Origin of the sequence: Thiomicrospira microaerophila, assembly GCF_000934765.1 — a bacterium.
Taxonomy (GTDB): domain Bacteria; phylum Pseudomonadota; class Gammaproteobacteria; order Thiomicrospirales; family Thiomicrospiraceae; genus Thiomicrospira; species Thiomicrospira microaerophila.
In genome coordinates, this window is sequence record NZ_JYNN01000004.1 from 136,556 (window position 1) to 158,077 (window position 21,522).

The window sequence follows — 21,522 nt, forward strand, 5'->3', positions numbered from 1 at the left end:
GTGCCTGAGTGTTTAGTTAGGGTTATTTATGTTAATAATTTGAGTTTGCGCCAATTGGTCGTGGAGTGTTTGTCCGTTTGGGTTGAAAAACAGCCAAATCCAGCCGAGCCCTAGGCTGGCAATCGACAGCAGGCTAAAGAAAAATCGTTTATTGGCATCATTGCGCGTAGGCAAGTAGCCATCGAGTCGAACCAGCCGAAGGTTCCAGGTTCGTAGCCCAGGAGTTTGGCCGGTTTGCAGCCAAAAATAGCTGAGATAAATATAGCTGATTACCAATAGGTAAACTTGAAACATCAGTAAGCTGAGGGGGTTGCTTTCAAATCCCGGACCTTGCCAAAATACAAACGGCAGCGCCGCGAAAAACCAAACGGCACAGAGCAGTAGCAGGTCATAAAAAAGGGCAAAGAGTATTTTTGCTTTGTTCATGGCTAGGGCTTATTGTCAAAAAAGAGTATTATAAACGTCAATGCTTTTAGAAAAAGGACTTTCATATGAATTTGCCTGATGGTTTGCTCGGTACGGGTTGGATTGTTTTTGGTTGGTTAGCCTATTTAATTACCTTGGGTTGGGCATTGCGCACCGCGCCTTGGTATAAGGTCAAGCGTGATCGTGCCGCACAAAATGTGTTGTTTGGTGCGGCGTTGGTGATTATTTTGTTATGGAGTCTGTCGGCCAGTATTGGCGGCGGTTTTAGTTTTCATTTTTTACTGATGACGGTTGCCACCTTGATGTTTGGGCCGCAGTTTGCGATTATTGCGATGACTTTAGGTTTAGTCGGTGTTAGTTTTTCAGGGGAGGCCGGTTGGCTGGCGTTTGGTATGAATGCGATGCTGATGGGTTGGATTCCTATCATTGTTACCTGGTGGGTTTATAAGTTAGCCTACCGTTATTTGGATCGTAACTTTTTTGTTTATGTGTTTTTGAATGGGTTTTTGTCGGCCGGTATCGGTGCGTTGCTCGCGATGCTGACGGCCGCACTGGTGATGGGGCTGTCGGGTGCTTATACCCTAGACCAGCTTAATTACAGCTTTATTCCTTATATCCCCTTGATTGCCGCACCTGAGGCGTTTTTGAATGGCTTTATTATTGCAGGCCTGGTGTTGATGAAACCGGAGTGGGTCAGTACCTTTAGTGATGAAGACTATCTGAAGAATAAGTAATGAAAGACAGCGGATAGACGCGATAAAAAAACCGGCACTAGGCCGGTTTTTTTAAGTGGTATTAAATTATTTGGCTTCTTTGTACCAACCTGGCGTTAAGTTTCTGCCATAGTTAGTTTGGTCGATCTGACCGTTAGCTGACTTAACCGCTTCCTGAGCTAGACGAACAGACTCTAGGCGGGCTTTCTCCGCTTCAGCGAGATAATGATCGACATAAGGCAGTTTCATGTTGCGTTGTTGCCATACATTACCATCTGCTTTAGATTGTGCTTGTTTCGCTTGTGCTTCCGCTACTAATGAGGCATAACCATCATCAGGTACAGCGGCGGTAGTCGCTTGGGTCTGCGCACAAGCGGTTAAAGAGAACGCTGCTGCAACGGTTGCACCGACTAATAATTTTTTCATGTATTCCTCCAGAATAGAATTGAGCTTTTATTTTTATGTGTTACACCACAAAGTTAATTGTATAGGATTAACGCAAAAAGCTAAAGGTCGAACAGGTTTTTTTCTGTTTTTCGTAGCTTGGCTATACGTTATTAAGTTTACCCCGCCGCTGTCAAACTTTATAATAGAGTAAAATGATTCGATAAATGAATGAAATTTGGTATTTTCCATGGGATTATAGATTTAAGTTATTGAAAGTGTTGTAAAATGGCTTCTGAAGAAAAAATTTTACCCGTACCAATAAAATATCTAATCCACCTATAAAAGATTTATGAGAGGTAGACAACGTGAGAATTTTGCAAGAAGCGCTAACATTTGATGATGTTTTATTAGTCCCCGCACACTCTACTGTGCTACCAAAGGATGTGTCATTAAAAACACAATTGACAAGAAATATTGCATTAAATATTCCTTTTGTCTCAGCCGCAATGGATACGGTGACCGAAGCACGTTTAGCGATTGCTTTGGCACAAGAGGGCGGTATTGGGATTGTTCACAAAAACATGACGATTGATGAGCAAGCGGCGGAAGTGAGCAAAGTCAAAAAATATGAACATGGTGTTATTTTAGATCCGATTACGGTTCAGGTCACCACCTGTGTAGCCGATGTATTAAAAGTCACTGAAGAAAATAATATTTCCAGTGTGCCAGTGATGGATGGTGACAAGCTGGTGGGTCTGGTAACGGGGCGTGACCTACGTTTTGTAACGGATTTAACCAAGCCGATTACCGCTATGATGACGCCAAAAGAAAAATTAGTTACCGTGCCAGAAAAGTTTGATCGTAATGTGGTGCTAGATTTATTGCATGAGCATCGAATTGAGCGTGTGTTGGTGGTGAATGATAATTTTGATTTGAAGGGCATGATTACCGTTACAGACATTTTAAAGTCAAACGAACATCCGTTAGCCTCTAAAGATTCAAATGGCCGTTTGCGCGTGGGTGCGGCAGTCGGTACCGGAGCCGATACTGAAGAACGTGTTAACGCGCTGATTAAAGCAGGTGTGGATGTCATCGTGGTCGATACCGCGCACGGGCATTCTCAAGGTGTGCTTGATCGTGTTGCTTGGGTAAAGCAAAACTTTCCTCAGATTGATGTGATTGGCGGCAATATCGCTACCGCGGAAGCGGCGTTAGATCTAGTAAAAGCCGGTGCTGACGCGGTCAAAGTAGGGATAGGGCCGGGTTCTATTTGTACTACGCGGATTGTAGCGGGCGTCGGTGTGCCTCAAATTTCAGCCATTTCGAATGTCGCCAAGGCATTACAAGGAACCGGCGTGCCGTTGATTGCCGATGGCGGTATTCGTTTTTCTGGTGATGTGGCAAAAGCGCTGGTTGCGGGCGCGTCAGCGATTATGCTGGGAAGTATGTTTGCGGGTACAGAAGAGTCACCGGGTGAGGTAGAGTATTTTCAAGGTCGTGCTTACAAGGCCTACCGTGGCATGGGTTCGTTAGGCGCCATGTCACAAAAACAAGGCTCAAGTGATCGTTACTTCCAGTCCTCTAATGCTGAAGATAAATTGGTGCCAGAGGGTATTGAAGGGCGAGTACCCTATAAAGGTTCCTTGTCACCGATTATTCATCAGTTAATTGGCGGTGTGCGCTCAAGCATGGGTTACACAGGTTGTAAGGATATTGCAGAGATGAATAGCAAACCTTCGTTTGTACGTGTTACCAATGCGGGGATGGTTGAAAGTCATGTACATGATGTGATGATCACCAAAGAAGCCCCAAACTACCGCGTTTAACTCTGATGTGATTGTTTTTTTAGCAGCGTGCGTGCGCTGCTTTTTGTATTTTAATTATTGGACTTTTTATGACACAGCATTCTATCCACGAACATCGTATTCTTATTCTGGATTTTGGCTCACAGTACACGCAGCTGATCGCGCGCCGTGTACGCGAAATTGGCGTTTATTGCGAAATTGAACCTTGGGACACCGCGCCAGACTTTATTAAACAATTTGGCGCTAAGGGAATTATCTTGTCTGGTGGCCCTGAAACAGTGATCGGTGATGATGCCCCTAAAGCCGCTGAATTAGTGTTTGAGTTAGGCGTGCCGGTGCTTGGTATTTGTTATGGTATGCAGACTATGGCTCAGCAGCTTGGTGGTCAGGTTATTCATGCCGATGAACATGAGTATGGTTACGCCCAGGTCAGAGCGCGTGGTCATACTGAACTGTTCCGTGATATTGAAGATCATGTGAATGCAGAAGGGCACGGCTTGTTAGATGTGTGGATGTCGCACGGTGATCGCGTTGAGAAAATGCCTGATGGCTTCAAGTTAATGGCTAGCACGGATAGCTGCCCAGTGGCGGGTATGGCCGATGAAGAGAAAAAATTTTACGGCATTCAGTTTCATCCTGAAGTCACGCATACCAAACAGGGTTTGCGCATTCTTGAGCGCTTTGTCACGCAGATCTGTGGCTGTGAAAAATTATGGACGATTGCGAACATTGTTGAAGAATCGATTGAACGCATTCGTCAACAGGTCGGAACGGATGATGTATTACTAGGTTTGTCGGGCGGTGTGGATTCCTCTGTGGTAGCGGCTTTGCTGCATAAAGCGATTGGTGATCAGCTCACCTGTGTGTTTGTGGATCATGGCTTGCTTCGCTACAAAGAAGGCGATCAGGTCATGGCGATGTTTGCCCAAAATATGGGGGTTAAAGTCATACGCGTTGATGCAGAAAAACGCTTTATGGATAAGTTAGCTGGCGAAGCGGACCCTGAAAAGAAACGTAAAATTATTGGACACACTTTCATTGAAGTGTTTGATGAGGAGTCGTCAAAGTTAACAAATGTGAAGTGGTTGGCGCAAGGCACAATTTATCCTGATGTGATTGAGTCGGCGGGTTCAAAAACCGGTAAAGCAAAAGTGATTAAATCCCATCATAATGTGGGTGGGCTGCCAGAGGATATGGCGCTGGAACTGCTAGAGCCACTTCGTGAATTGTTTAAAGATGAAGTACGCAAGCTGGGTGTGGAGTTAGGCCTGCCCGCCGATATGGTGTATCGTCATCCTTTCCCAGGGCCCGGCCTGGGGGTGCGTATCTTGGGAGAAGTCAAAAAAGAATATGCCGATATTTTACGTTTAGCCGATCATATATTTATCGAAGAATTACGTAAAGCCGACCTGTATGATAAAACCTCGCAAGCCTTCACCGTGTTTTTACCGGTAAAGTCGGTGGGCGTAGTCGGAGATGCGAGACGTTATGATTATGTAGTGAGTTTACGTGCGGTTGAAACCATTGACTTTATGACAGCGCGCTGGGCACATTTGCCGTATGCGTTTTTAGAGAAGGTGTCAAACCGTATCATCAATGAAATTCCACGCATCTCACGTGTGACTTATGATATCTCCAGTAAACCACCTGCTACGATTGAATGGGAATAAGCTTTCGTGACCCACAAAATCTGTTGGGGTTTACGCTGCTAACAAGCTTATCACAGGTCGAGCAGGACAGGGTTTGGATGCAGTTAGCGATTGAGCTAGCGGCATTTGCAGAGCGTTTGGGCGAGGTCCCCGTCGGGGCCTTGGTCGTCAAAGACCGGTGTTGTATTTCTGTTGGCTATAATCACTCGATTTCTTCACATGACCCCACAGGGCATGCCGAGATGATGGCGTTGCGCTCAGCGGGACGTGTATCCGCTAATTATCGCCTACCGGATACCACGCTTTATGTTACATTGGAACCCTGCGCTATGTGTGCGGCCGCGATAGTGCATGCACGGATAAGTCGGTTAGTCTATGGTGCCTGCGACTTAAAAACCGGCGCAGCAGGCTCGGTTTTTAATTTGGTGAGCTCAGATAGATTAAATCATCAGGTTGAGGTTGAATCTTCTGTGTTGGCCTTAACATGCAGTCAACAACTGTCGGATTTTTTTAAACGTCGCCGAGCACAGAAGAAGCAAAAGCGATAGGTTTAGCTTCTTGAATGGGCTATATGTTAAAAAAAGACCACTTTTTTCAGCCGAATTTAAAATGGCTATGGAATTTAAGCTAAGTAAGCGTTATGATGAATTTTTTAAATTTTAAAACTAACTATGCAAAAAAGTATTGATCCAGCTGAAGGTATTCCAACTATCAAAATACTCCCCGGTGAATTTTATGTGACTCGTGAAGAAGAGCGCATAGAAACCGTCTTGGGATCCTGTATTTCTGCCTGCGTTCGTGACCCTCTGGCGGGTATTGGCGGCATGAATCACTTTATGTTACCCGTTGAAAAAAACGCCAGTCGTGATTCGGCCCTGTCCGATGCTAACCGTTACGGTAACTATGCGATGGAAAACATGGTCAACGCCCTGTTGCGCTCAGGTGCCAAGCGCGAAAGGTTGGAATTTAAAATATTTGGTGGCGGGCGCATTATGAGCTCGATGACCAATATCGGTTGGTATAACATAGGTTTTGTGTTTGACTATATTTATACAGAAGGCTTTAAAGTTGTTTCACAGGATATAGGTGATGTTTTTCCACGAAAAGTCATGTACTATCCGTTATCCGGACGCGTCAGAGTCCGTCGTCTTAATGCGATGCATAATCAGTCGTTGGTTGATCAAGAAAGCAGTTACTTTAATAAAATTGACCATAAGCCTGTTGAAGGCGATGTTGAACTTTTTTAGAAAATCGCAATAATTTAAATTAATTTTCTCTGGGGATAATACTATGGATATGATGGAAACGTTCAGGCAAACTTACTTGGAAGAGAGTTTTGAGGGTTTACAAATTATGGAAGCAGGTCTGCTTGAGCTTCCACCTGGCAGCCCGGACTCAGAGAAGATTAATGAAATATTTCGTGCAGCGCATTCGATTAAAGGTGGAAGTGGTACCTTTGGCTTTTCAGAAATTGCGGGCTTTACCCATGTTCTAGAAACATTGCTTGACGAAATGCGCGATTTTAAGCGTGATGTGACCCAAGAATCAATCGACGTCATGCTGGCGGCGGTTGATATATTGCGAGATATGTTAACCAAGCTTCAAAATCACGAACCGATTGATGAAGCGAGAGCTAGCCACGTTCAAGGCCAGTTAGAAGCAATTTTAGGCGGCCAACCTGCTTCAGCTGATAAAAAGCAAGACAAAGCGGCATCGACCTCTGATGCGCCATCAGGCTGGTTAATTCAGTTGCTACCTGAAAAGAATTTGTTGCAAACTGGCAATGAGCCGCTGCGCATTTTTAGAGAGTTGCAGTCTTTAGGTAAGTTAGATGTAACGGCTCATCTAGATAAATTGCCTAATATAACCGAATTTAATCCTGAAAACTTATATATCAGCTGGACTCTCACCCTGTCCGGTATGGAGATTGATCTTGATGATATTAAAGAAGTGTTTGAATGGATAGATGGCGATGGGGCAGAAATTAAAATAGAGCCGGTAGTAAGTGCAGCAGAAAATGAGGATTTATCTGACATGGATGAAGTTCAACAAGCGTCTTCACCTGCGGCGGTGAGTACAGCCAAGCCTGCAGACCCCGCCGCCGCACCTGCAAAGGCAGCGGAACCGCAGAAGAAAGCACCTCAGCAAGACGGTTCTATTCGTGTTAATTTAAGTAAAATAGATCAGATGGTAAACCTGGTGGGTGAGCTGGTTATTACGCAGTCCATGTTGAGCCAGTTTGGTGAACAAGCTGAGCAAAATCCAGACAGTACAGAGTGGGTTGATAAACTAAAAGAAGGCTTAACCCATCTTGAGCGTCATACGCGTGAACTGCAAGAAAGTGTCATGAATATCCGTATGTTACCGGTAAGTTTTGCCTTTAACCGTATGCCGCGCATTGTCCATGACGTTAGTCAAAAACTAGGCAAAAACATCGACTTGATTATGGAAGGTGAAGGCACTGAGTTGGATAAAACCATGCTAGAACAGCTGACAGATCCACTCGTGCACATCGTGCGTAATTCGATTGATCATGGTATTGAAGATCCAGCGGAGCGTCTGCGCATCGGTAAACCTGCCAAAGGCATGGTGAAAATGGCCGCCTTCCATCAAGGCGGCAATATCCTCATTCAGATCACCGATGACGGTGCGGGTATTAATCTAGATAAGTTAAAACAAAAAGCAATTGATAAAGGTATCATTGATGCCGACGCGAGTTTAACCAAAGATGACCTGGTCGATTTAATTTTCCACCCAGGGTTTTCAACAGCCGAGGTTGTCAGCGATGTCTCGGGGCGTGGTGTAGGAATGGATGTCGTGCGTCGAAACATTCGCGGTTTAGGCGGCAGTGTCGAGGTGCAAACCGAGCGTGGTAAAGGCAGCATCTTTACGATTCGTTTGCCCTTAACGCTCGCGATTCTGGATGGTCAGCTTGCTTCTGTGGGTAGCCAGACCTATGTATTCCCATTAGTATCTATTGTAGAGTCGATTCAAGTCGATAAGTCGTTGGTGAAAGGTATTGCCGGTCAAGCAGAGCTGTATAAACTGCGCGACCAGTATATCCCTGTTGTGCGTTTGCATAAGCGCTTTGGTGTAAATGATGCCAGAAGTGATTTGTCAGAAGGCTTGTTGGTGGTGGTCGAAGAGGGCGGGCGTCGTTCAGGCATTTTCGTTGATGATTTGCTGGGTCAACAACAGGTTGTGATTAAAAGTTTAGAAAGTAATTTTATGAAAATATCCGGTATTGCCGGCGCAACGATTTTAGGTGATGGTAAAGTGGCGTTAATTATTGATATTGCAGAAGCGCTGATCTCTCATAAAACAACAGGTATGGACAAAAAACAACCTAGCCTTGTTTCAGCGGCTTAAATATCAGTTTTAAAGGATAACGAAATGGAATTGCAGCAAACAACCGACTATGCGTTAGGGTCAAAAGAAGTACAAGAAACGATTTTAGTATTAAACCTATCGATTGCACAAATTGAGCTGTCTATTACAGAGGGCGATAATTCTGTTAATGCACTGATTGATTCGTTTCGTTTCATGACCCAGCATATTGAAGAGATTCAATCGGCAACAGAAAAGATGTCAGCAGTGGAAACCGATGATGTGGTATTTCATAAACAACATTCATTTTTGTTAAACCAAACGGGCGAGTTATCGCAGAAAATGCAGCAAGCGATTATTGCATTCCAGTTCTATGACAAACTCAGTCAGCGTCTGGGGCATGTCTCTCGTGGTTTATCGGGTTTGGCTGAAATTGTGTCACATGAAATGCGTGTAAAAGATGAAGCCGAGTGGAATGAGTTCAAACAAAATGTGCGCCGTGGAACAACGATGCGTGAAGAAGAAGAGTTGTTTGAACTTATATTTGATCAACACATCCCCTCTGTTCAAGCCATTGAAATTATGAAAGAGCGCATGATGAAGCGTATGAATGAAGCGCAAGAGGAGCAAGAAGAAATCGAGCTGTTCTAGGAGCCTGTCGGACTAAAGCCAATCGGCTGCAAAAAAGCTGGATTTGGCCATTTTTTGTTCACTTCCTCGTCAAATAGCTCGCTATTCTCCTCGGAATTGAACAAAAACTGACTCAATCGAAGAAAGCGAAGCTAAACCAGACTTTTTTTCGCTTCGACTGGTTTAGTCCGACAGGCTCCTAGTTAGGCATAAACCCCTCTATTAAAAGCCCCTTTTTGGGGCTTTTTTCGTTTTAGCCGTATTTTGTAAATTTGCATGATGGTCGTTCAGGATATAGGTTTGCCAGTGTTTTTTGAAAAGAGCGCTGGTGCTATTGATGCTGCCGACTAAAAAAAAGGGCTGGGAGAATCAAAAGACAAGCGGGTGCGGGTAATTTATGAAATATCCGGCCTAGCTCGCTTGAAATTTATAAATAAACCCCCATTACATAGCTGTTAAACCTAAACCCATAACCAAGGAGATGTTTTGAATGAGTCATAACAAAGAAACGCATGTATTTCAAACGGAAGTAAAACAGTTATTAAAGCTGATGATTCATGCACTTTATAGTAATAAAGAAATATTCTTGCGCGAATTAATTTCAAACTCCTCTGATGCACTGGATAAGCTGCGATTTGAGATGGTTTCCAATGATGCACTGAGTGAAGGAGAGCGTGATTTAGTGATCCAGCTTGACTTTGATAAAGAGGCAAAGACCATTACCTTGCGTGATAACGGCATTGGTATGACACGCGATGAAGTCATCGAGAATATTGGTACGATTGCAAACTCAGGCACCAAAAAATTCTTGGAAAAAATGACCGGTGATCAAGCAAAGGACAGTCATTTAATTGGCCAGTTTGGTGTTGGTTTCTATTCGGCGTTTATTGTCGCGGACAAGGTCACGCTGCGCACGCGCAAAGCGGGTACAGCTGCCGATCAAGGTGTTGAATGGGTATCTGCCGGTGACGGTGAATTTACACTCGAAACGATTGAAAAAGCGCAAAAAGGAACCGAAATTGTACTGCACCTTAAAGACGAGATGGACGAGTTTTTAACGGACTATCGTTTGAAAAATATTGTCACCACCTATTCAGATCATATCAATTTCCCGATTCAAATGTTAGAGGAAGTATCGGTAGCGGCAGATAATGATGAAGCTGAAGGGGAAGGGGAAGGAGAAGATAAGCAAACCGTAACGGAAAAGCAGTGGAAGCAAATCAACAAGGCGACCGCCATTTGGACCCAGCCAAAATCGAGCCTCAATGATGAGGACTATAATAATTTCTATCAAACCATTTCACATGACTTTGAAAAGCCGATGTCGGTCATGCACAATAAGGTCGAAGGAACACTCGAATACATCTCGTTACTTTATATACCCAGTAAAGCCCCTTTTGACCTGTACGATCGTGATCGCCGTTATGGCTTAAAACTCTATGTGAAACGCGTATTCATTATGGATGACGCTGAGCACTTAATGCCGGCTTATTTGCGTTTTGTACGCGGTGTGATTGACTCAAATGATTTGCCTTTAAACGTATCGCGTGAAATTCTACAGAGTAATCAAGTGGTTGATAAGATTCGTTCAGCCTCTGTGAAGCGCGTTTTAGATCAGCTAGCCAAGCTATCGAAAGCCGATGACCAAACTGATTACGAAACCTTCTGGGATCAATTTGGTCAGGTACTCAAAGAAGGCCTGATTGAAGATTACGCGAACCGTGAAAAACTCGCCAAACTCATGCGCTTTGCAACCACGCACACCGGCGACAAGGCTCAGCGTGTCAGTTTAGATGACTATGTATCACGTATGAAAGAGTCACAAGAAGCCATCTATTTTATTGTCGCAGATAAGCATACGGCGGCGTTAGGCAGTCCGCACTTAGAAGCCTTCCGTAAAAAAGGCATTGAGGTTTTATTGCTTAGCGATCGTATTGATGAATGGTTAGTGGCGCACCTCACGGAGTTTGACGCTAAACCCCTCAAGTCAATTACGCAGGGTGACATCAAGGAGTTTGCTGAGGATGAAGCCAGTCTATCCGATGACGAGAAAAAGCAACGCACAGACCTCGTTGAGAAAGTGAAAGCCGCGCTAGGTGATCAGGTTGAAGAGGTCAAGATGACTACCCGATTAACCGAGTCACCGGCGTGTATTGTCGCACAAGAAGGCGGCATTACACCGCATATGGCGAAGCTGATGGAACAGATGGGCCAGGCGATGCCGAAGATTAAACCGGTGCTAGAATTGAACCCGGATCATGCCTTGGTGAAAAAGTTGGCGTCACTCGAAGATGAATCCAAGCTAAAAGATTGGTCGTTATTCCTGTTTGAGCAAGCACAGCTGGCGGAGGGTGATCAATTAGCTTCGCCGGCTGATTTTATTAAACGCGTCAATAACTTGCTGTCTTCGGCACAATAGCTAAAAGCCGCTAAAAGTCAACCAGGCCTGGTTGGCTTTCGGGAATAAAAACGCAGCAAATAAGAATATAATAAAAGAATGATATTAGAATATCTTGATATGAATGAGGGGTTGGTTTAATATAGTAGACGTTGTTTTTAACAACTCCTCTTGAAGAGCTTTTATTGTCTTATGACAAAGCCCGCTTTAGATCTTAAAGCGGGCTTTTTTTATATCTAAATTTTCTTAGTCATTCACCGCCGTAACGATAAAATGAATGTCAAAAATCAATACTTCGTTGGGCCCAATCACATTGCCTGCGCCCTGCGTACCGTAAGCTAAGTCTGTCGGTACAAAGATTTCCCATTTTGCGCCCGGCTTCATTAATTTTAATGCTTGCTGCCAGCCTGCAATCACACCGCCTAATTCAAACTCAATTGGCGTTCCACGGTTATAAGAGCTATCAAACTCCGTGCCATCAATTAGCCTGCCAGTATAGTGGGCAATAATTCTGTCTTGATCCGTAGGGTGTGCGCCTTTGCCCTGTTCGATAACACGGTATTGCAAGCCACTATCCAGTGTGACGATGCCCGGCTTCTTCTTGTTTTCTGCTAAAAAGGCTTGGCCTAGCAGGAGGTTTTCTTCAGCGATCGATGCCAAGCGTTCATTTTGTTTTATTTCAAGGTCACGGGTAAACTCACGAATAGCATTGGCCATCTCTTGCTCGGTTAAGGCTAATGACTGGCCGCGTAACGTATCCCCTAAACCTTGTAAAAAAGCCTCAACACTTAACTCAATGCCTTGTGAAGTCAGATTATTCGCAAGGTCGACCCCGATGGCGTAACTAGCACGTTGTTCCGCTGTAGATAAGTCGGCGAACGTAGCGCTGGAGAAGGCCAGTGAGCTGGCTAGCAATAGATGACGTGAAATACGGGATAAAGACTGCATAAAATCCTCTTGAGTTGTAGAGATTAAAAAAATGAATAGAAAAGAATCATAAACCCAATTAGATCTTGATGCCAGCCTTGCGTGATGAATAGGTGCGACAAACCACCTCAAAAGTTGTTTGGGTATATATTTTGCTTAGCTCTGACATCTACAAAAAAAGTGAGTGGGTGCTATGAATGCCATAGAGCAAGAAGCGATTTGGACACAGAAGTACACGGAGTTTTTAAACCAATATCCGGCTAGACCTGCGCGGATTGTCTATCAGCGGGATCGAGCGCGCGTCATCCATTCGGCTTCCTTTCGACGCTTGCAATCGAAAACACAGATTTTTGGTTTAAATGAATCGGATTTCTTTCGTACTCGTTTAACACATTCGATGGAAGTGGCGCAGATTGGTTCGGGAATCGTTGAGCAACTCATAACCGATGGCGAAGGTCAGGCCTATATGGATTGGCTACCCTCATTTTATTTGATCGAGGCAATTTGTTTAGCACATGATTTGGGGCACCCGCCTTTTGGACATGGTGGTGAAGTGGCGCTTAATTATATGATGCGTAATGATGGCGGCTTTGAAGGCAATGCGCAGACACTGCGAATTCTAACCAAGTTAGGTGAGTACACCCAAGATAACGGTATCGACTTATCCCGGCGCGCTACATTGGGTGTTCTCAAATATCCCGCTATTTATGATCAGGTCGTGGCAAAGAACGCCGCTTATCAACAGCAATTGGCCGAACCGGAAGTAAGTAACTTCAAAACATGGAATATGCAGGCCTGGTATCCGCCTAAAAGTATTTATGCCGAAGAGACGGCGGAGTTTGATTGGGTGTTAGCGCCTTTTAGCCAAGCCGATCGTCAAACCTTTACCCAGCTTATTCCATCTGATTCCGGGCATGCAAAAACCGCACATAAAGCCTTTGATACCACCATTATGGAGTTAGCTGACGACATCGCCTATGGTATTCATGATCTCGAAGATGCGGTGGCGATGAAAATGGTGACCCGTGATCTATGGCAAGCGCAAGTGATGGAAGATCCGCTATTCAAACAACATGCGCTTTGGGATGAGGTGATGACAGAGCGCCTGTTTAGCAGTAGCTCGAAATCACGTAAACATGCCGTGAGTAAGATGGTCGGCCTGATGGTTGAACATGTGTATGTCAAGCAAAATGAAACCTTCAACCATCCCTTGTTGCGGTTTCAAGCCTGTTTACCTGAGTCGCAATCTGTTGTGCTGGATCTATTAAAACGCTTTGTTTATCAAAACGTGATTAGTATTCCAGAAGTTAAGGGTATGGAGTATAAAGGGCAGTTGATTGTGATGGAGTTGTTTAAAGCCCTGGAGGCGAATACCGATCGCTTGCTGCCAAGCAATACCTTACAGAAAATCAACAAGGCACAATCCGCGCGCGAGCGAAAACGGATTATTTGTGATTACATTGCCGGCATGACCAATACCTATGCCTCGCGCCTGTATGAAAAGTTTTTTATGCCACGAAGTGGGTCAATCTTTGATCGACTCTAGCGATGATTTCTTTGCCGACTGAATTTCACGCGCCGCCGCCAATAAGGCCAATCTCGCAACAACCCCATAGGCATAAAAACGATTTGGCTCGGCATCGGGTTCTTGGGTTTGGTCGGGGATTACGCCAGACTGTTGGAACGACATGGGTTCAAAGTGCATCCCAGGGCTGTTGAGATTGTCGGTGGCGGTTTTGCCGGTGTGAATGCGATAAAACCCGCCCACCACGTGATTGTGAATCATATACACCACCGGTTCAGCCACCGCCTCATCCACGGTTTCAAAGGTATAGACCCCCTCCTGTACCAACATCGTGTTCACGCTAAGTCCCTCTTTGGCTGAGGTCATTTTATTGCGCTGTTTGCGGTTTAAATTCAACACGTCTTGCGCATTGTATACCGACATAATCGCCATCCCATAAGTGCCACTATCCGACTTGATAATCACAAACGGCTTGCAGTCGATATCGTGGGTGTGATAATAAGCTTCAGTTTTTGCCAGCACCTGATTAACCGTTTCCGCTAGGCGGTCAAGCCCGGTGTGATTTTTAAAATCCACCTCGCCGCATTGCACCGATTCAGGCGTAATAAGCCAAGGATCAATGTCAACCAATTCCGCCAAGCTTTTCGCCACATCCGCATAATGCATAAAATGGTGGGTTTTATAACGCGTGGCCCAGCCGAGTTCCAATGGGGGGAGTAGGGTTTGCTCGATGTTTTCCAGTATCGCAGGGCGACCACCAGAAAGGTCATTGTTTAATAATACCGCACAAGGGAAAAAATCATCCACCCCCACGCGCTCGCCTTGACGTTTAAGCGGTTTAAGCCTTAAAGTTTTGCCTGAGGGTAGGCTGATATCGGTCGATTCGACAACTTCGGGATTGAGCGAGCCGATATGCACCTCATAACCGGCATTTTCTATAATTTCTTTGAGGGTACATAGGTTCTCAAGATAATACATATTACGAGTATGGTTTTCAGGAATAATCAACACGCCATCGGTGACCGGGCAGGCTTGAGTAATTGCATTTTGGGTCGCCTGAACTGCCAGTGGTCGTAAATCGGGGTGTAAATTATTAAAACCCGCTGGAAATAAATTGGTATCCACTGGCGCAAGTTTGTAGCCCGCGTTACGCAAATCAACCGAGGCGTAAAAGGGAGCTGGGGTATCACGAAATTGTTGACGAAACCAAGCTTCGATGGCAACGCTATGATCAAGCAGGTGGGATTCAAGCTCAAGCAAAGGGCCTTTAAGCGCCGTTTTTAAATGGGGAACTTGATAAGCGTGCGGCATGGTTGTCGTCTCTTTGGTGAATAATTAAAACGCGAATTATAGCAAATATTAAAACGCTAATTCCCGAGTTTTTTAGTCGGGAATTGGGTTTGGGTTAATTTAAATCACCCCACTGGGCTTGCAATAAACTCAATATTACCGGGGCGGCGGTTTCGGTGCGTAAAATGCGTGAGCCAAGTCGTATAGCGGTCAAACCAGCATTTTGTGCAAGCTGCACCTCCATGTCAGTTAACCCGCCTTCCGGGCCGACGAGCAACGCAAAAGCTTGCAAGTGGCTTGGCTTTGATATGGTTTGGAGTGTCTGCTGGGCATAAGGGTCAAGCACTAGACCTTGTGCGGGTTGTGTGAGTTGACCAATCCAGTGTTCTAATGTAACGGGGGCGTGAACGATGGGAACCTGTGCGCGTCCCGATTGCTCACAGGCGCTAATGACCAAGGCTTGCCATTGTTGGCGGCGTTTTTCCGCTTTGTCCGCGTCTAAGCGCACCTCACAACGATCAGTAAACAGCGGTTGAATTTCTGTTACACCCAGCTCCACGGCTTTTTGCAGTGAATAGTCCATTCGTTCGCCGCGTGAAATACCTTGCAGCAACAGGGTGTTAAGTGGCGATTCGGTATTTGGTCGTTCAAGATGCTCACCGAGAAGAACTTGGGCATCACGACGACTGAGAATCTGAAGCACTCCATCTATTTGCTGCCCCAGCCCATCAAACACCTGCACAGGGTGCGCGTTCTTCAAACGCAATACGGTGAGCGCATAATGTGCTTGATCTTTATTAAGATTTACCACCAGGCCTGGTTGTAAATCCACAGCTAAATATAAACGAGGAATGCGCATAAGCCTTAGTTTTACATTTGTAAATTATCATTGCGCCAGTTTAGGGCGCGGACGATATCGAGGGTGGGTTGGGTTTTGTTCATGCTGTAAAAGTGCAGACCTGGCGCACCGTTATCCAGCAAACGCTGGCAAAGTCGGGTGACATATTCCTGACCAAACTCACGCAGACCCACGGTATCCTCGTCAAAGCTCTCTAAACGGCACTTTAACCAACGCGGCACTTCCGCCCCGCACATTGATGAGAAGCGAATTAACTGCTCATAATTGGTGATCGGCATAATGCCTGGCACGATGGGCAAATCAATCCCGTTTTTCTCACAGTTTTCGATAAAGTAAAAGTAGCTATCCGCATTGAAAAAATATTGGGTAATCGCCGCATCCGCGCCCTGATCGACCTTGTGTTTAAAGTGTTTGATCCCCTGATCACAGTTACGCGCTTGAGGATGGGTTTCAGGATAAGCGGCGACTTCGAGGGTAAATTGAGAACCGGTTTCTTGGCGAATAAACGCCACTAAATCGGCGGCATATTTAAATTCACCCGGGTCCATCATGCCCGAAGGCATATCACCGCGTAACGCCACAATACGTTTGATGCCTAAGTCTTGGTAGGTTTTTAATAACCCACGAATACTGTCTTTAGAAGCGCCAATACAGGTCAAATGCGGCACCGCATCAAAGGGGGTGTTTTGCTGGATGTGCGTCACAGTTTCAAGGGTTTTTTCTTGGGTTGTGCCGCCTGCGCCATAAGTGACCGACACATATTCTGGCTTCAGTACACCCAGCTCATTAATCACCTGATTCAGCTTCTCGCTGCCTTCTGGGGTGCGAGGTGGAAAACACTCAAGGCTAAAACCCTGCGGGTATTTTTGTTGTGATTTCATGCTTACAACCCCGCATCAGCGCGAAGCGCCTCGGCCTTGTCGGTTTTTTCCCAGGTAAACTCGGGTAATTCACGACCAAAATGCCCATAAGCCGCTGTTTTTTGATAAATCGGGCGATAGAGATCCAACATCGCAATCAAGCCTTTTGGGCGTAAATCAAAGTGTTGGGCAACCAATTGTTCAATTTTTGCCACCGCCACTTTTTCAGTGCCAAAGGTGTCAATGCTGATTGAAGTAGGCTGTGCGACACCAATCGCATACGACACCTGAATTTCGCACTTATCAGCCAAACCCGCCGCCACAATGTTTTTCGCCACATAACGCCCTGCGTAAGCGGCTGAACGGTCTACTTTTGATGGGTCTTTGCCTGAAAATGCACCGCCGCCATGCCGCGCCATGCCGCCGTAAGTATCGACAATAATCTTACGACCTGTCAATCCAGCATCGCCCACGGGCCCACCAATCACAAAGCGCCCAGTCGGGTTAATGTGATATTGGGTATTCGCATGCAACCATTCTGTTGGCAAGGTAGGCTTGATAATGGTTTCCATAATCGCTTCGCGTAATTCCGCATTACCAATGTCTGGGCTATGCTGGGTAGAAAGCACAACCGCGTCAATCGCAACAGGTTTGCCGTTTTCATAGCGAAGGGTGACTTGGCTTTTTGCATCCGGACGCAACCAGGCCAGCTCGCCTGATTTGCGAACTGCCGCTTGGCGCTCCATCAAACGGTGGGCATAATAAATCGGTGCGGGCATTAACACATCGGTTTCGTTTGAGGCATAACCAAACATCAAGCCCTGATCGCCAGCGCCCTGTTCATGGTCATCAAACTCATCCACACCCATCGCGATTTCAGGTGATTGTTTGCCGATGGCGGATAATACCGCACAGGTATCGCCATCAAAACCTAAATCAGCGCTGTCATAGCCAATCTCTTTGACCACGTTACGCACAAGCTCCTCCTGGTCAACCCAAGCGCTAGTCGTAATTTCACCGCCCAGCAACACCATGCCGGTTTTAACAAAGGTTTCGCAAGCCACGCGCGCGCGTGGATCTTGGTGCAAAATAGCATCCAGCATCGCGTCAGAAATTTGGTCAGCAATCTTATCAGGATGGCCTTCAGAAACAGATTCAGATGTAAAAACAGTTGTTGTCATGTGCAACCTCGCAATTCAAAAAAACAAAAGTGAGGTACGGAAAGAGGCGGGAATAGTCCTCGCTTTAGCCGTACTTAGTAACGCGCCCGCAAGCTGATTCTCAAATCGGCGCAAAAACATTATTATGTCAGATTTAACAAAAGTGTCAAACAGCAATCCAAATCGGGTGCAATAGAAAGTGAGAAAGATTGCTTCACTGCGTTCGCAATGACACGGGTGTTCGTAATACCATCAAACCTATCCACTCTGCTATACTAGCATTCTGTAAAAACACCAAGCAGGGCCAGCGCATGAAAGAAAAATACCTCAACCTATTCACCGATTACGGCTTCAAACGCCTGTTTGGCGAAGAAGACTCCAAGGACAATCTGATTGCGTTCCTCAATACCCTGTTGCCGCAGAAACATCAAATCCAAGCGCTCAACTTCACCCATAACGAAAAACTCGGTGCCACCCAGCTGGATCGCCGCGCGGTGTTTGATCTGAATTGCACCAGCCCATCCGGTGAACACTTCATCGTTGAAATCCAAAAAGCCAAACAAAAGTTCTTTAAAGACCGCAGCGTCTACTACGCCAGCTTCCCAATCCAACAACAAGCCGAGCGCGGCAACGACTGGGATTTTGAACTCGATGCCGTTTACACCATCGGCATCCTAGACTTTGAATTCGACGAAGACAAATCCGCTGGCAACAAAGATGTGGTGCATACCGTACAGCTCAAAAACCAACACAACCAAGTTTTCTACGACAAATGCATGTTCATATACCTCACCATGCCCAACTTCACCAAAACCGAAGACGAACTCGACACCGACCAAGACAAATGGTTATTCCTATTCAAAAATCTACATAAACTGCACGACATCCCACGCCGACTACAACAACAAATCTTCCTGCGCATCTTCGAAAAAGCCAGCATCGCCAAGTTCACCCCAACTGAGCGCCAAACCTATGAAGCCAGCCTAAAGTATTACCGCGACATGAAAAACGTGATTGATACCCATGTTGAGGAGGCCGAAATCCGTGGCGAGGAGCGTGGAATTGCAAAAGGTCGTGAAGAAGGTCGAATTCAAGAAAAACTAGAAATTGCCAAGACATTAATAAGGAAAGGGTTTGATAACGACATGATTGTTGAACTCACAGACTTACCATCTGACCAAATCCAATCCTTGCGCAAGTGAATAAATTGTAGTTATTCAGCCAAAGCGACGCGGCAATCTCCAGCCAACCGCACATCCAGTCATTCCGGCGAAGGCCAGAACCTCCAGCCGACTGTGCACCACAAACCACACGTCATTCCGGCGAAGGCCGGAATCTCCAGCTAACCGCACATCCCCCGTCATTCCGGCGAAGGCCGGAATCTCCAGCTAACCGCACATCCCCCGTCATTCCGGCGAAGGCCGGAATCTCCAACCGACTGAGCTCTGGTTCAAAAGATTGCTTCACTGCGTTCGCAATGACGGCTGATTCTGTCATTGCGAGGAGCAAAGCGACGCGGCAATCTCCGGCCGACTTTGTACGTCGGTTTGTTCGCCAACCTATTCGGGTTAGCGCTGGCTTCGAAAATCAATCGGTGTACAATCAAACCAATCCTTGAACGCGCGATAAAACGAATTAGTTTCGCGGAATCCTAGCAATAGGGTTATTTCATGCATCGCTAACTGGGTGTTATGTAAATAATGACGCGCCATATCCTTTCGGCAACTGCGGACTATGTCCGAAAAGCGAACCCCTTGATCGGATAGTCGGCGCTCCAAGGTCCGCTTGCCTAAAGCCATGCGCTGAGCCACACGTTCGCTGGTAATTACCCCTGAAGGTAATAGTTCGTTGACAATTTGATAAACAGCATTCACCAAACTTATATCCTCGGCCTGATGCATATCCGCTTTGGCTACACCAGCTTCTAAGCCACTGGTCACAAACCGATTCACTGATAACACCGGATGAGCTAAATCAACAAGCATAAATTCAATCACCGGTTTATCGCCGATCTCGATCTTACAGCCCATTTCCTGCTCGATTTCCAATTGATGCGGCGCCGGATCGGTTAGGGTGACTTTCTGTGGCACCACCTTTCTCGCACTAACATTGCGGCAACTTTTCACCAACCACAAAAAACTCATAATTTGCGCTATACCATACAAAGGAAAATCCTCGCTTAGGCTTTGCAACTCAATGCTTAATCGATCCTGGGTTTCAGTAATATGCCAGCGCACCGGCTCAATGATTTCTTTAAAACGCGCCACTCTGTGCACGCCGCTGACTAGGTTTTCACTGCATTGCAAGGCTAAAAAGGCATGGCCAAACGCCGCCTTTGAAAATCCATCTGCCAATTTAATATGGAAATCATCCTTGCCATAGCGTACCACCAAAGCCTCAAATAGCTTGCTGATTTGGAGCGCGGTTATATATAAGCTATTTAACTTCTCGCCATGGGTTGATATACCAATCGCGTTAAGCACCGGTTCACTATCCACGTCCAAGGTGTAACAAGCCGCATAAAATTCCTGACAGATATTGTATGTTTTAGCGTTCATCGGGGTCTCATTGTTTAGGTTATAAATCATTCGTTTCGCTATTTTAAGACAAAAATAGCGTTTAAAAACACGCAAAACCGAGATTGACGCAAATTGATAGAAAACTGGCAAATATGGATAGTTAAATTTTGAGCGATCTTCTTTATCATTAGATTAAATCGAAAAACCCCAGTTTTTATAAGCGCTGGAAGTTCGCATTTAATGAATTTCACCCGTGCTGGGATAGGTTATCTAACAATATTAAAACAATGAAAGGGAGTTCTCTATGCGTCATCAAAAACATCATTTAACCCTGCTCGCGCTGCTGGCCGGGCTGACATCGCAAACACTGGCCCACGCCCAAACCCCCGACGCCGGCTCATTACTGCGTGACCAAGAAGCCAACATCCCCCAATTTGACATCACCCCCGCCTTCGGCTCGCAACTCCCTGCGCCGATGCCCGATACAGGCGAAACCATCCTCCTTAAGTCGGTAATATTTGAAAACTATAACGGCCTCGCCACCGAACCCGAACTCCAGCGCATCATCCAAGATGCGATAGGCCAACAGCACGGCTTTAACAGCTTGCAACATCTTGCCGCCAAAATCACCGAATACCTTAATGACAAAGGCTACTTCCTCGCCTTCGCCTACTTACCCGAACAAGACATCACCGAAGGTAACCTGATAATCCGCATCCAACCCGGACGCATAGAAGGCGGCGGCAACTGGGAACGCAACGTCACCGCGGGGCAGGGCGTTAACCTCAGCAACCAACGCATCAACCAAACCCTTAACCACGCGCTACGCCCCGACCAAAACGACATTATCCGCGCCACCAAAATGGAACGCGGCATGCTCCTGCTTAACGACCTCGCTGGGGTGAGCGCCACCTCCAATCTCCAGCGCGGCCGCGAATTTGGCACCACCCGGGTCGATGTCGCCTTTCGCGCCACCCCACGCTACACCGGCAACGCCTGGATCGACAACTACGGCAGCTACTACACCGGCGCATGGCGTGCCAACGC

At 46.1% G+C, this 21,522-nt stretch carries 19 protein-coding genes; 11 read left to right on the forward strand and 8 right to left on the reverse strand.

Annotation, left to right across the window (positions count from 1 at the left end):
• Positions 1-12: 12 nt before the first annotated feature.
• On the reverse strand, positions 13-426 hold the full coding sequence (locus tag NA59_RS03435) for an RDD family protein (protein ID WP_044407966.1): 414 nt from the start codon (positions 424-426) through the stop codon (positions 13-15).
• A gap of 65 nt (positions 427-491) precedes the next feature.
• Here NA59_RS03435 and NA59_RS03440 point away from each other — a divergent pair, with 65 nt between their 5' ends.
• The gene (locus NA59_RS03440; RefSeq protein WP_044407969.1) at positions 492-1,160 is read left to right on the forward strand and encodes an energy-coupling factor ABC transporter permease; all 669 of its coding nucleotides are present in this window, start codon (positions 492-494) and stop codon (positions 1,158-1,160) included.
• Between the two features lie 66 nt (positions 1,161-1,226).
• On the opposite strand, the gene NA59_RS03445 is transcribed toward NA59_RS03440, so the two are convergent.
• Positions 1,227-1,565 carry a hypothetical protein gene (locus NA59_RS03445; RefSeq protein ID WP_044407972.1) on the reverse strand — a complete coding sequence of 113 codons (339 nt, stop codon included), beginning with the start codon at positions 1,563-1,565 and terminating at the stop codon, positions 1,227-1,229.
• Positions 1,566-1,891: 326 nt separating this feature from the next.
• Here NA59_RS03445 and guaB point away from each other — a divergent pair, with 326 nt between their 5' ends.
• The 7 genes from guaB to htpG all read left to right on the forward strand — a co-directional run bounded on the left by guaB (position 1,892) and on the right by htpG (position 11,356).
• Complete coding sequence (gene guaB, locus NA59_RS03450; RefSeq protein WP_044407975.1) at positions 1,892-3,352, forward strand: IMP dehydrogenase; 1,461 nt, start codon at positions 1,892-1,894, stop codon at positions 3,350-3,352.
• Between the two features lie 68 nt (positions 3,353-3,420).
• The gene (gene guaA, locus NA59_RS03455; RefSeq protein WP_044407979.1) at positions 3,421-5,001 is read left to right on the forward strand and encodes a glutamine-hydrolyzing GMP synthase; all 1,581 of its coding nucleotides are present in this window, start codon (positions 3,421-3,423) and stop codon (positions 4,999-5,001) included.
• Complete coding sequence (gene tadA / locus NA59_RS03460) at positions 4,992-5,528, forward strand: tRNA adenosine(34) deaminase TadA (RefSeq protein ID WP_044407981.1); 537 nt, start codon at positions 4,992-4,994, stop codon at positions 5,526-5,528. The genes guaA and tadA overlap by 10 nt, the downstream gene beginning before the upstream one ends.
• Before the next feature lie 123 nt (positions 5,529-5,651).
• The gene (gene cheD / locus NA59_RS03465; RefSeq protein ID WP_044407984.1) at positions 5,652-6,227 is read left to right on the forward strand and encodes a chemoreceptor glutamine deamidase CheD; all 576 of its coding nucleotides are present in this window, start codon (positions 5,652-5,654) and stop codon (positions 6,225-6,227) included.
• Positions 6,228-6,270: 43 nt separating this feature from the next.
• Positions 6,271-8,349, forward strand: a complete 2,079-nt coding sequence (locus tag NA59_RS03470; protein WP_044407986.1) for a chemotaxis protein CheA — start codon at positions 6,271-6,273, stop codon at positions 8,347-8,349.
• Between the two features lie 24 nt (positions 8,350-8,373).
• Entirely contained in the window at positions 8,374-8,958 is a 585-nt protein-coding gene (locus NA59_RS03475) for a hypothetical protein (RefSeq protein WP_044407989.1), read from the forward strand.
• 469 nt (positions 8,959-9,427) lie between these two features.
• Entirely contained in the window at positions 9,428-11,356 is a 1,929-nt protein-coding gene (htpG, locus tag NA59_RS03480) for a molecular chaperone HtpG (protein ID WP_044407991.1), read from the forward strand.
• A gap of 225 nt (positions 11,357-11,581) precedes the next feature.
• On the opposite strand, the gene NA59_RS03485 is transcribed toward htpG, so the two are convergent.
• A complete protein-coding gene (locus NA59_RS03485) occupies positions 11,582-12,283 on the reverse strand; it encodes an FKBP-type peptidyl-prolyl cis-trans isomerase (RefSeq protein ID WP_044407994.1) in 702 nt (233 codons plus the stop codon).
• Positions 12,284-12,455: 172 nt separating this feature from the next.
• On the opposite strand from NA59_RS03485, the gene NA59_RS03490 reads away from it, so the two are divergent.
• Complete coding sequence (locus NA59_RS03490; RefSeq protein ID WP_052501435.1) at positions 12,456-13,808, forward strand: anti-phage deoxyguanosine triphosphatase; 1,353 nt, start codon at positions 12,456-12,458, stop codon at positions 13,806-13,808.
• On the opposite strand, the gene gshA is transcribed toward NA59_RS03490, so the two are convergent.
• From gshA to metK, 4 genes are all read right to left on the reverse strand, one after another.
• Positions 13,788-15,098 (reverse strand): glutamate--cysteine ligase, encoded by a 1,311-nt coding sequence (gshA, locus tag NA59_RS03495; protein WP_044407997.1) that lies wholly within the window; start codon positions 15,096-15,098, stop codon positions 13,788-13,790. The genes NA59_RS03490 and gshA overlap by 21 nt on opposite strands.
• A 94-nt stretch (positions 15,099-15,192) precedes the next feature.
• Positions 15,193-15,936 carry a 16S rRNA (uracil(1498)-N(3))-methyltransferase gene (locus NA59_RS03500; protein WP_044407998.1) on the reverse strand — a complete coding sequence of 248 codons (744 nt, stop codon included), beginning with the start codon at positions 15,934-15,936 and terminating at the stop codon, positions 15,193-15,195.
• Positions 15,937-15,947: 11 nt separating this feature from the next.
• Positions 15,948-16,817: a methylenetetrahydrofolate reductase [NAD(P)H] gene (gene metF / locus NA59_RS03505; protein ID WP_044408000.1), complete on the reverse strand. Its 870-nt coding sequence runs from the start codon at positions 16,815-16,817 to the stop codon at positions 15,948-15,950.
• A 2-nt stretch (positions 16,818-16,819) separates the two neighbouring features.
• Positions 16,820-17,977: a methionine adenosyltransferase gene (gene metK, locus NA59_RS03510; protein WP_044408003.1), complete on the reverse strand. Its 1,158-nt coding sequence runs from the start codon at positions 17,975-17,977 to the stop codon at positions 16,820-16,822.
• Positions 17,978-18,267: 290 nt separating this feature from the next.
• Between metK and NA59_RS03515 the strand changes: the two genes are divergently transcribed.
• Positions 18,268-19,158 (forward strand): Rpn family recombination-promoting nuclease/putative transposase, encoded by an 891-nt coding sequence (locus NA59_RS03515; RefSeq protein ID WP_044408005.1) that lies wholly within the window; start codon positions 18,268-18,270, stop codon positions 19,156-19,158.
• Between the two features lie 366 nt (positions 19,159-19,524).
• Here NA59_RS03515 and NA59_RS03520 read toward each other — a convergent pair whose 3' ends face one another.
• Positions 19,525-20,514, reverse strand: coding sequence for an AraC family transcriptional regulator (locus NA59_RS03520; protein WP_232504024.1), 990 nt, complete (start codon positions 20,512-20,514; stop codon positions 19,525-19,527).
• Positions 20,515-20,779: 265 nt separating this feature from the next.
• Between NA59_RS03520 and NA59_RS03525 the strand changes: the two genes are divergently transcribed.
• A partial coding sequence (locus tag NA59_RS03525; protein WP_044408011.1) for a POTRA domain-containing protein occupies positions 20,780-21,522 on the forward strand: 743 nt, incomplete at its 3' end.

What these genes read in the sequence shown, in the direction of transcription:
- NA59_RS03440 (WP_044407969.1), top strand. Translation starts at nt 492, where the DNA reads ATGAATTTGCCTGATGGTTTGCTCGGTACGGGTTGGATTGTTTTTGGT.
- NA59_RS03485 (WP_044407994.1), bottom strand. Translation starts at nt 12,283, where the DNA reads ATGCAGTCTTTATCCCGTATTTCACGTCATCTATTGCTAGCCAGCTCA.
- NA59_RS03475 (WP_044407989.1), top strand. Translation starts at nt 8,374, where the DNA reads ATGGAATTGCAGCAAACAACCGACTATGCGTTAGGGTCAAAAGAAGTA.
- metK (WP_044408003.1), bottom strand. Translation starts at nt 17,977, where the DNA reads ATGACAACAACTGTTTTTACATCTGAATCTGTTTCTGAAGGCCATCCT.
- metF (WP_044408000.1), bottom strand. Translation starts at nt 16,817, where the DNA reads ATGAAATCACAACAAAAATACCCGCAGGGTTTTAGCCTTGAGTGTTTT.
- NA59_RS03515 (WP_044408005.1), top strand. Translation starts at nt 18,268, where the DNA reads ATGAAAGAAAAATACCTCAACCTATTCACCGATTACGGCTTCAAACGC.
- cheD (WP_044407984.1), top strand. Translation starts at nt 5,652, where the DNA reads ATGCAAAAAAGTATTGATCCAGCTGAAGGTATTCCAACTATCAAAATA.
- NA59_RS03445 (WP_044407972.1), bottom strand. Translation starts at nt 1,565, where the DNA reads ATGAAAAAATTATTAGTCGGTGCAACCGTTGCAGCAGCGTTCTCTTTA.
- tadA (WP_044407981.1), top strand. Translation starts at nt 4,992, where the DNA reads ATGGGAATAAGCTTTCGTGACCCACAAAATCTGTTGGGGTTTACGCTG.
- NA59_RS03520 (WP_232504024.1), bottom strand. Translation starts at nt 20,514, where the DNA reads ATGAACGCTAAAACATACAATATCTGTCAGGAATTTTATGCGGCTTGT.
- gshA (WP_044407997.1), bottom strand. Translation starts at nt 15,098, where the DNA reads ATGCCGCACGCTTATCAAGTTCCCCATTTAAAAACGGCGCTTAAAGGC.
- NA59_RS03470 (WP_044407986.1), top strand. Translation starts at nt 6,271, where the DNA reads ATGGATATGATGGAAACGTTCAGGCAAACTTACTTGGAAGAGAGTTTT.
- NA59_RS03435 (WP_044407966.1), bottom strand. Translation starts at nt 426, where the DNA reads ATGAACAAAGCAAAAATACTCTTTGCCCTTTTTTATGACCTGCTACTG.
- htpG (WP_044407991.1), top strand. Translation starts at nt 9,428, where the DNA reads ATGAGTCATAACAAAGAAACGCATGTATTTCAAACGGAAGTAAAACAG.
- NA59_RS03500 (WP_044407998.1), bottom strand. Translation starts at nt 15,936, where the DNA reads ATGCGCATTCCTCGTTTATATTTAGCTGTGGATTTACAACCAGGCCTG.
- guaA (WP_044407979.1), top strand. Translation starts at nt 3,421, where the DNA reads ATGACACAGCATTCTATCCACGAACATCGTATTCTTATTCTGGATTTT.
- NA59_RS03490 (WP_052501435.1), top strand. Translation starts at nt 12,456, where the DNA reads ATGAATGCCATAGAGCAAGAAGCGATTTGGACACAGAAGTACACGGAG.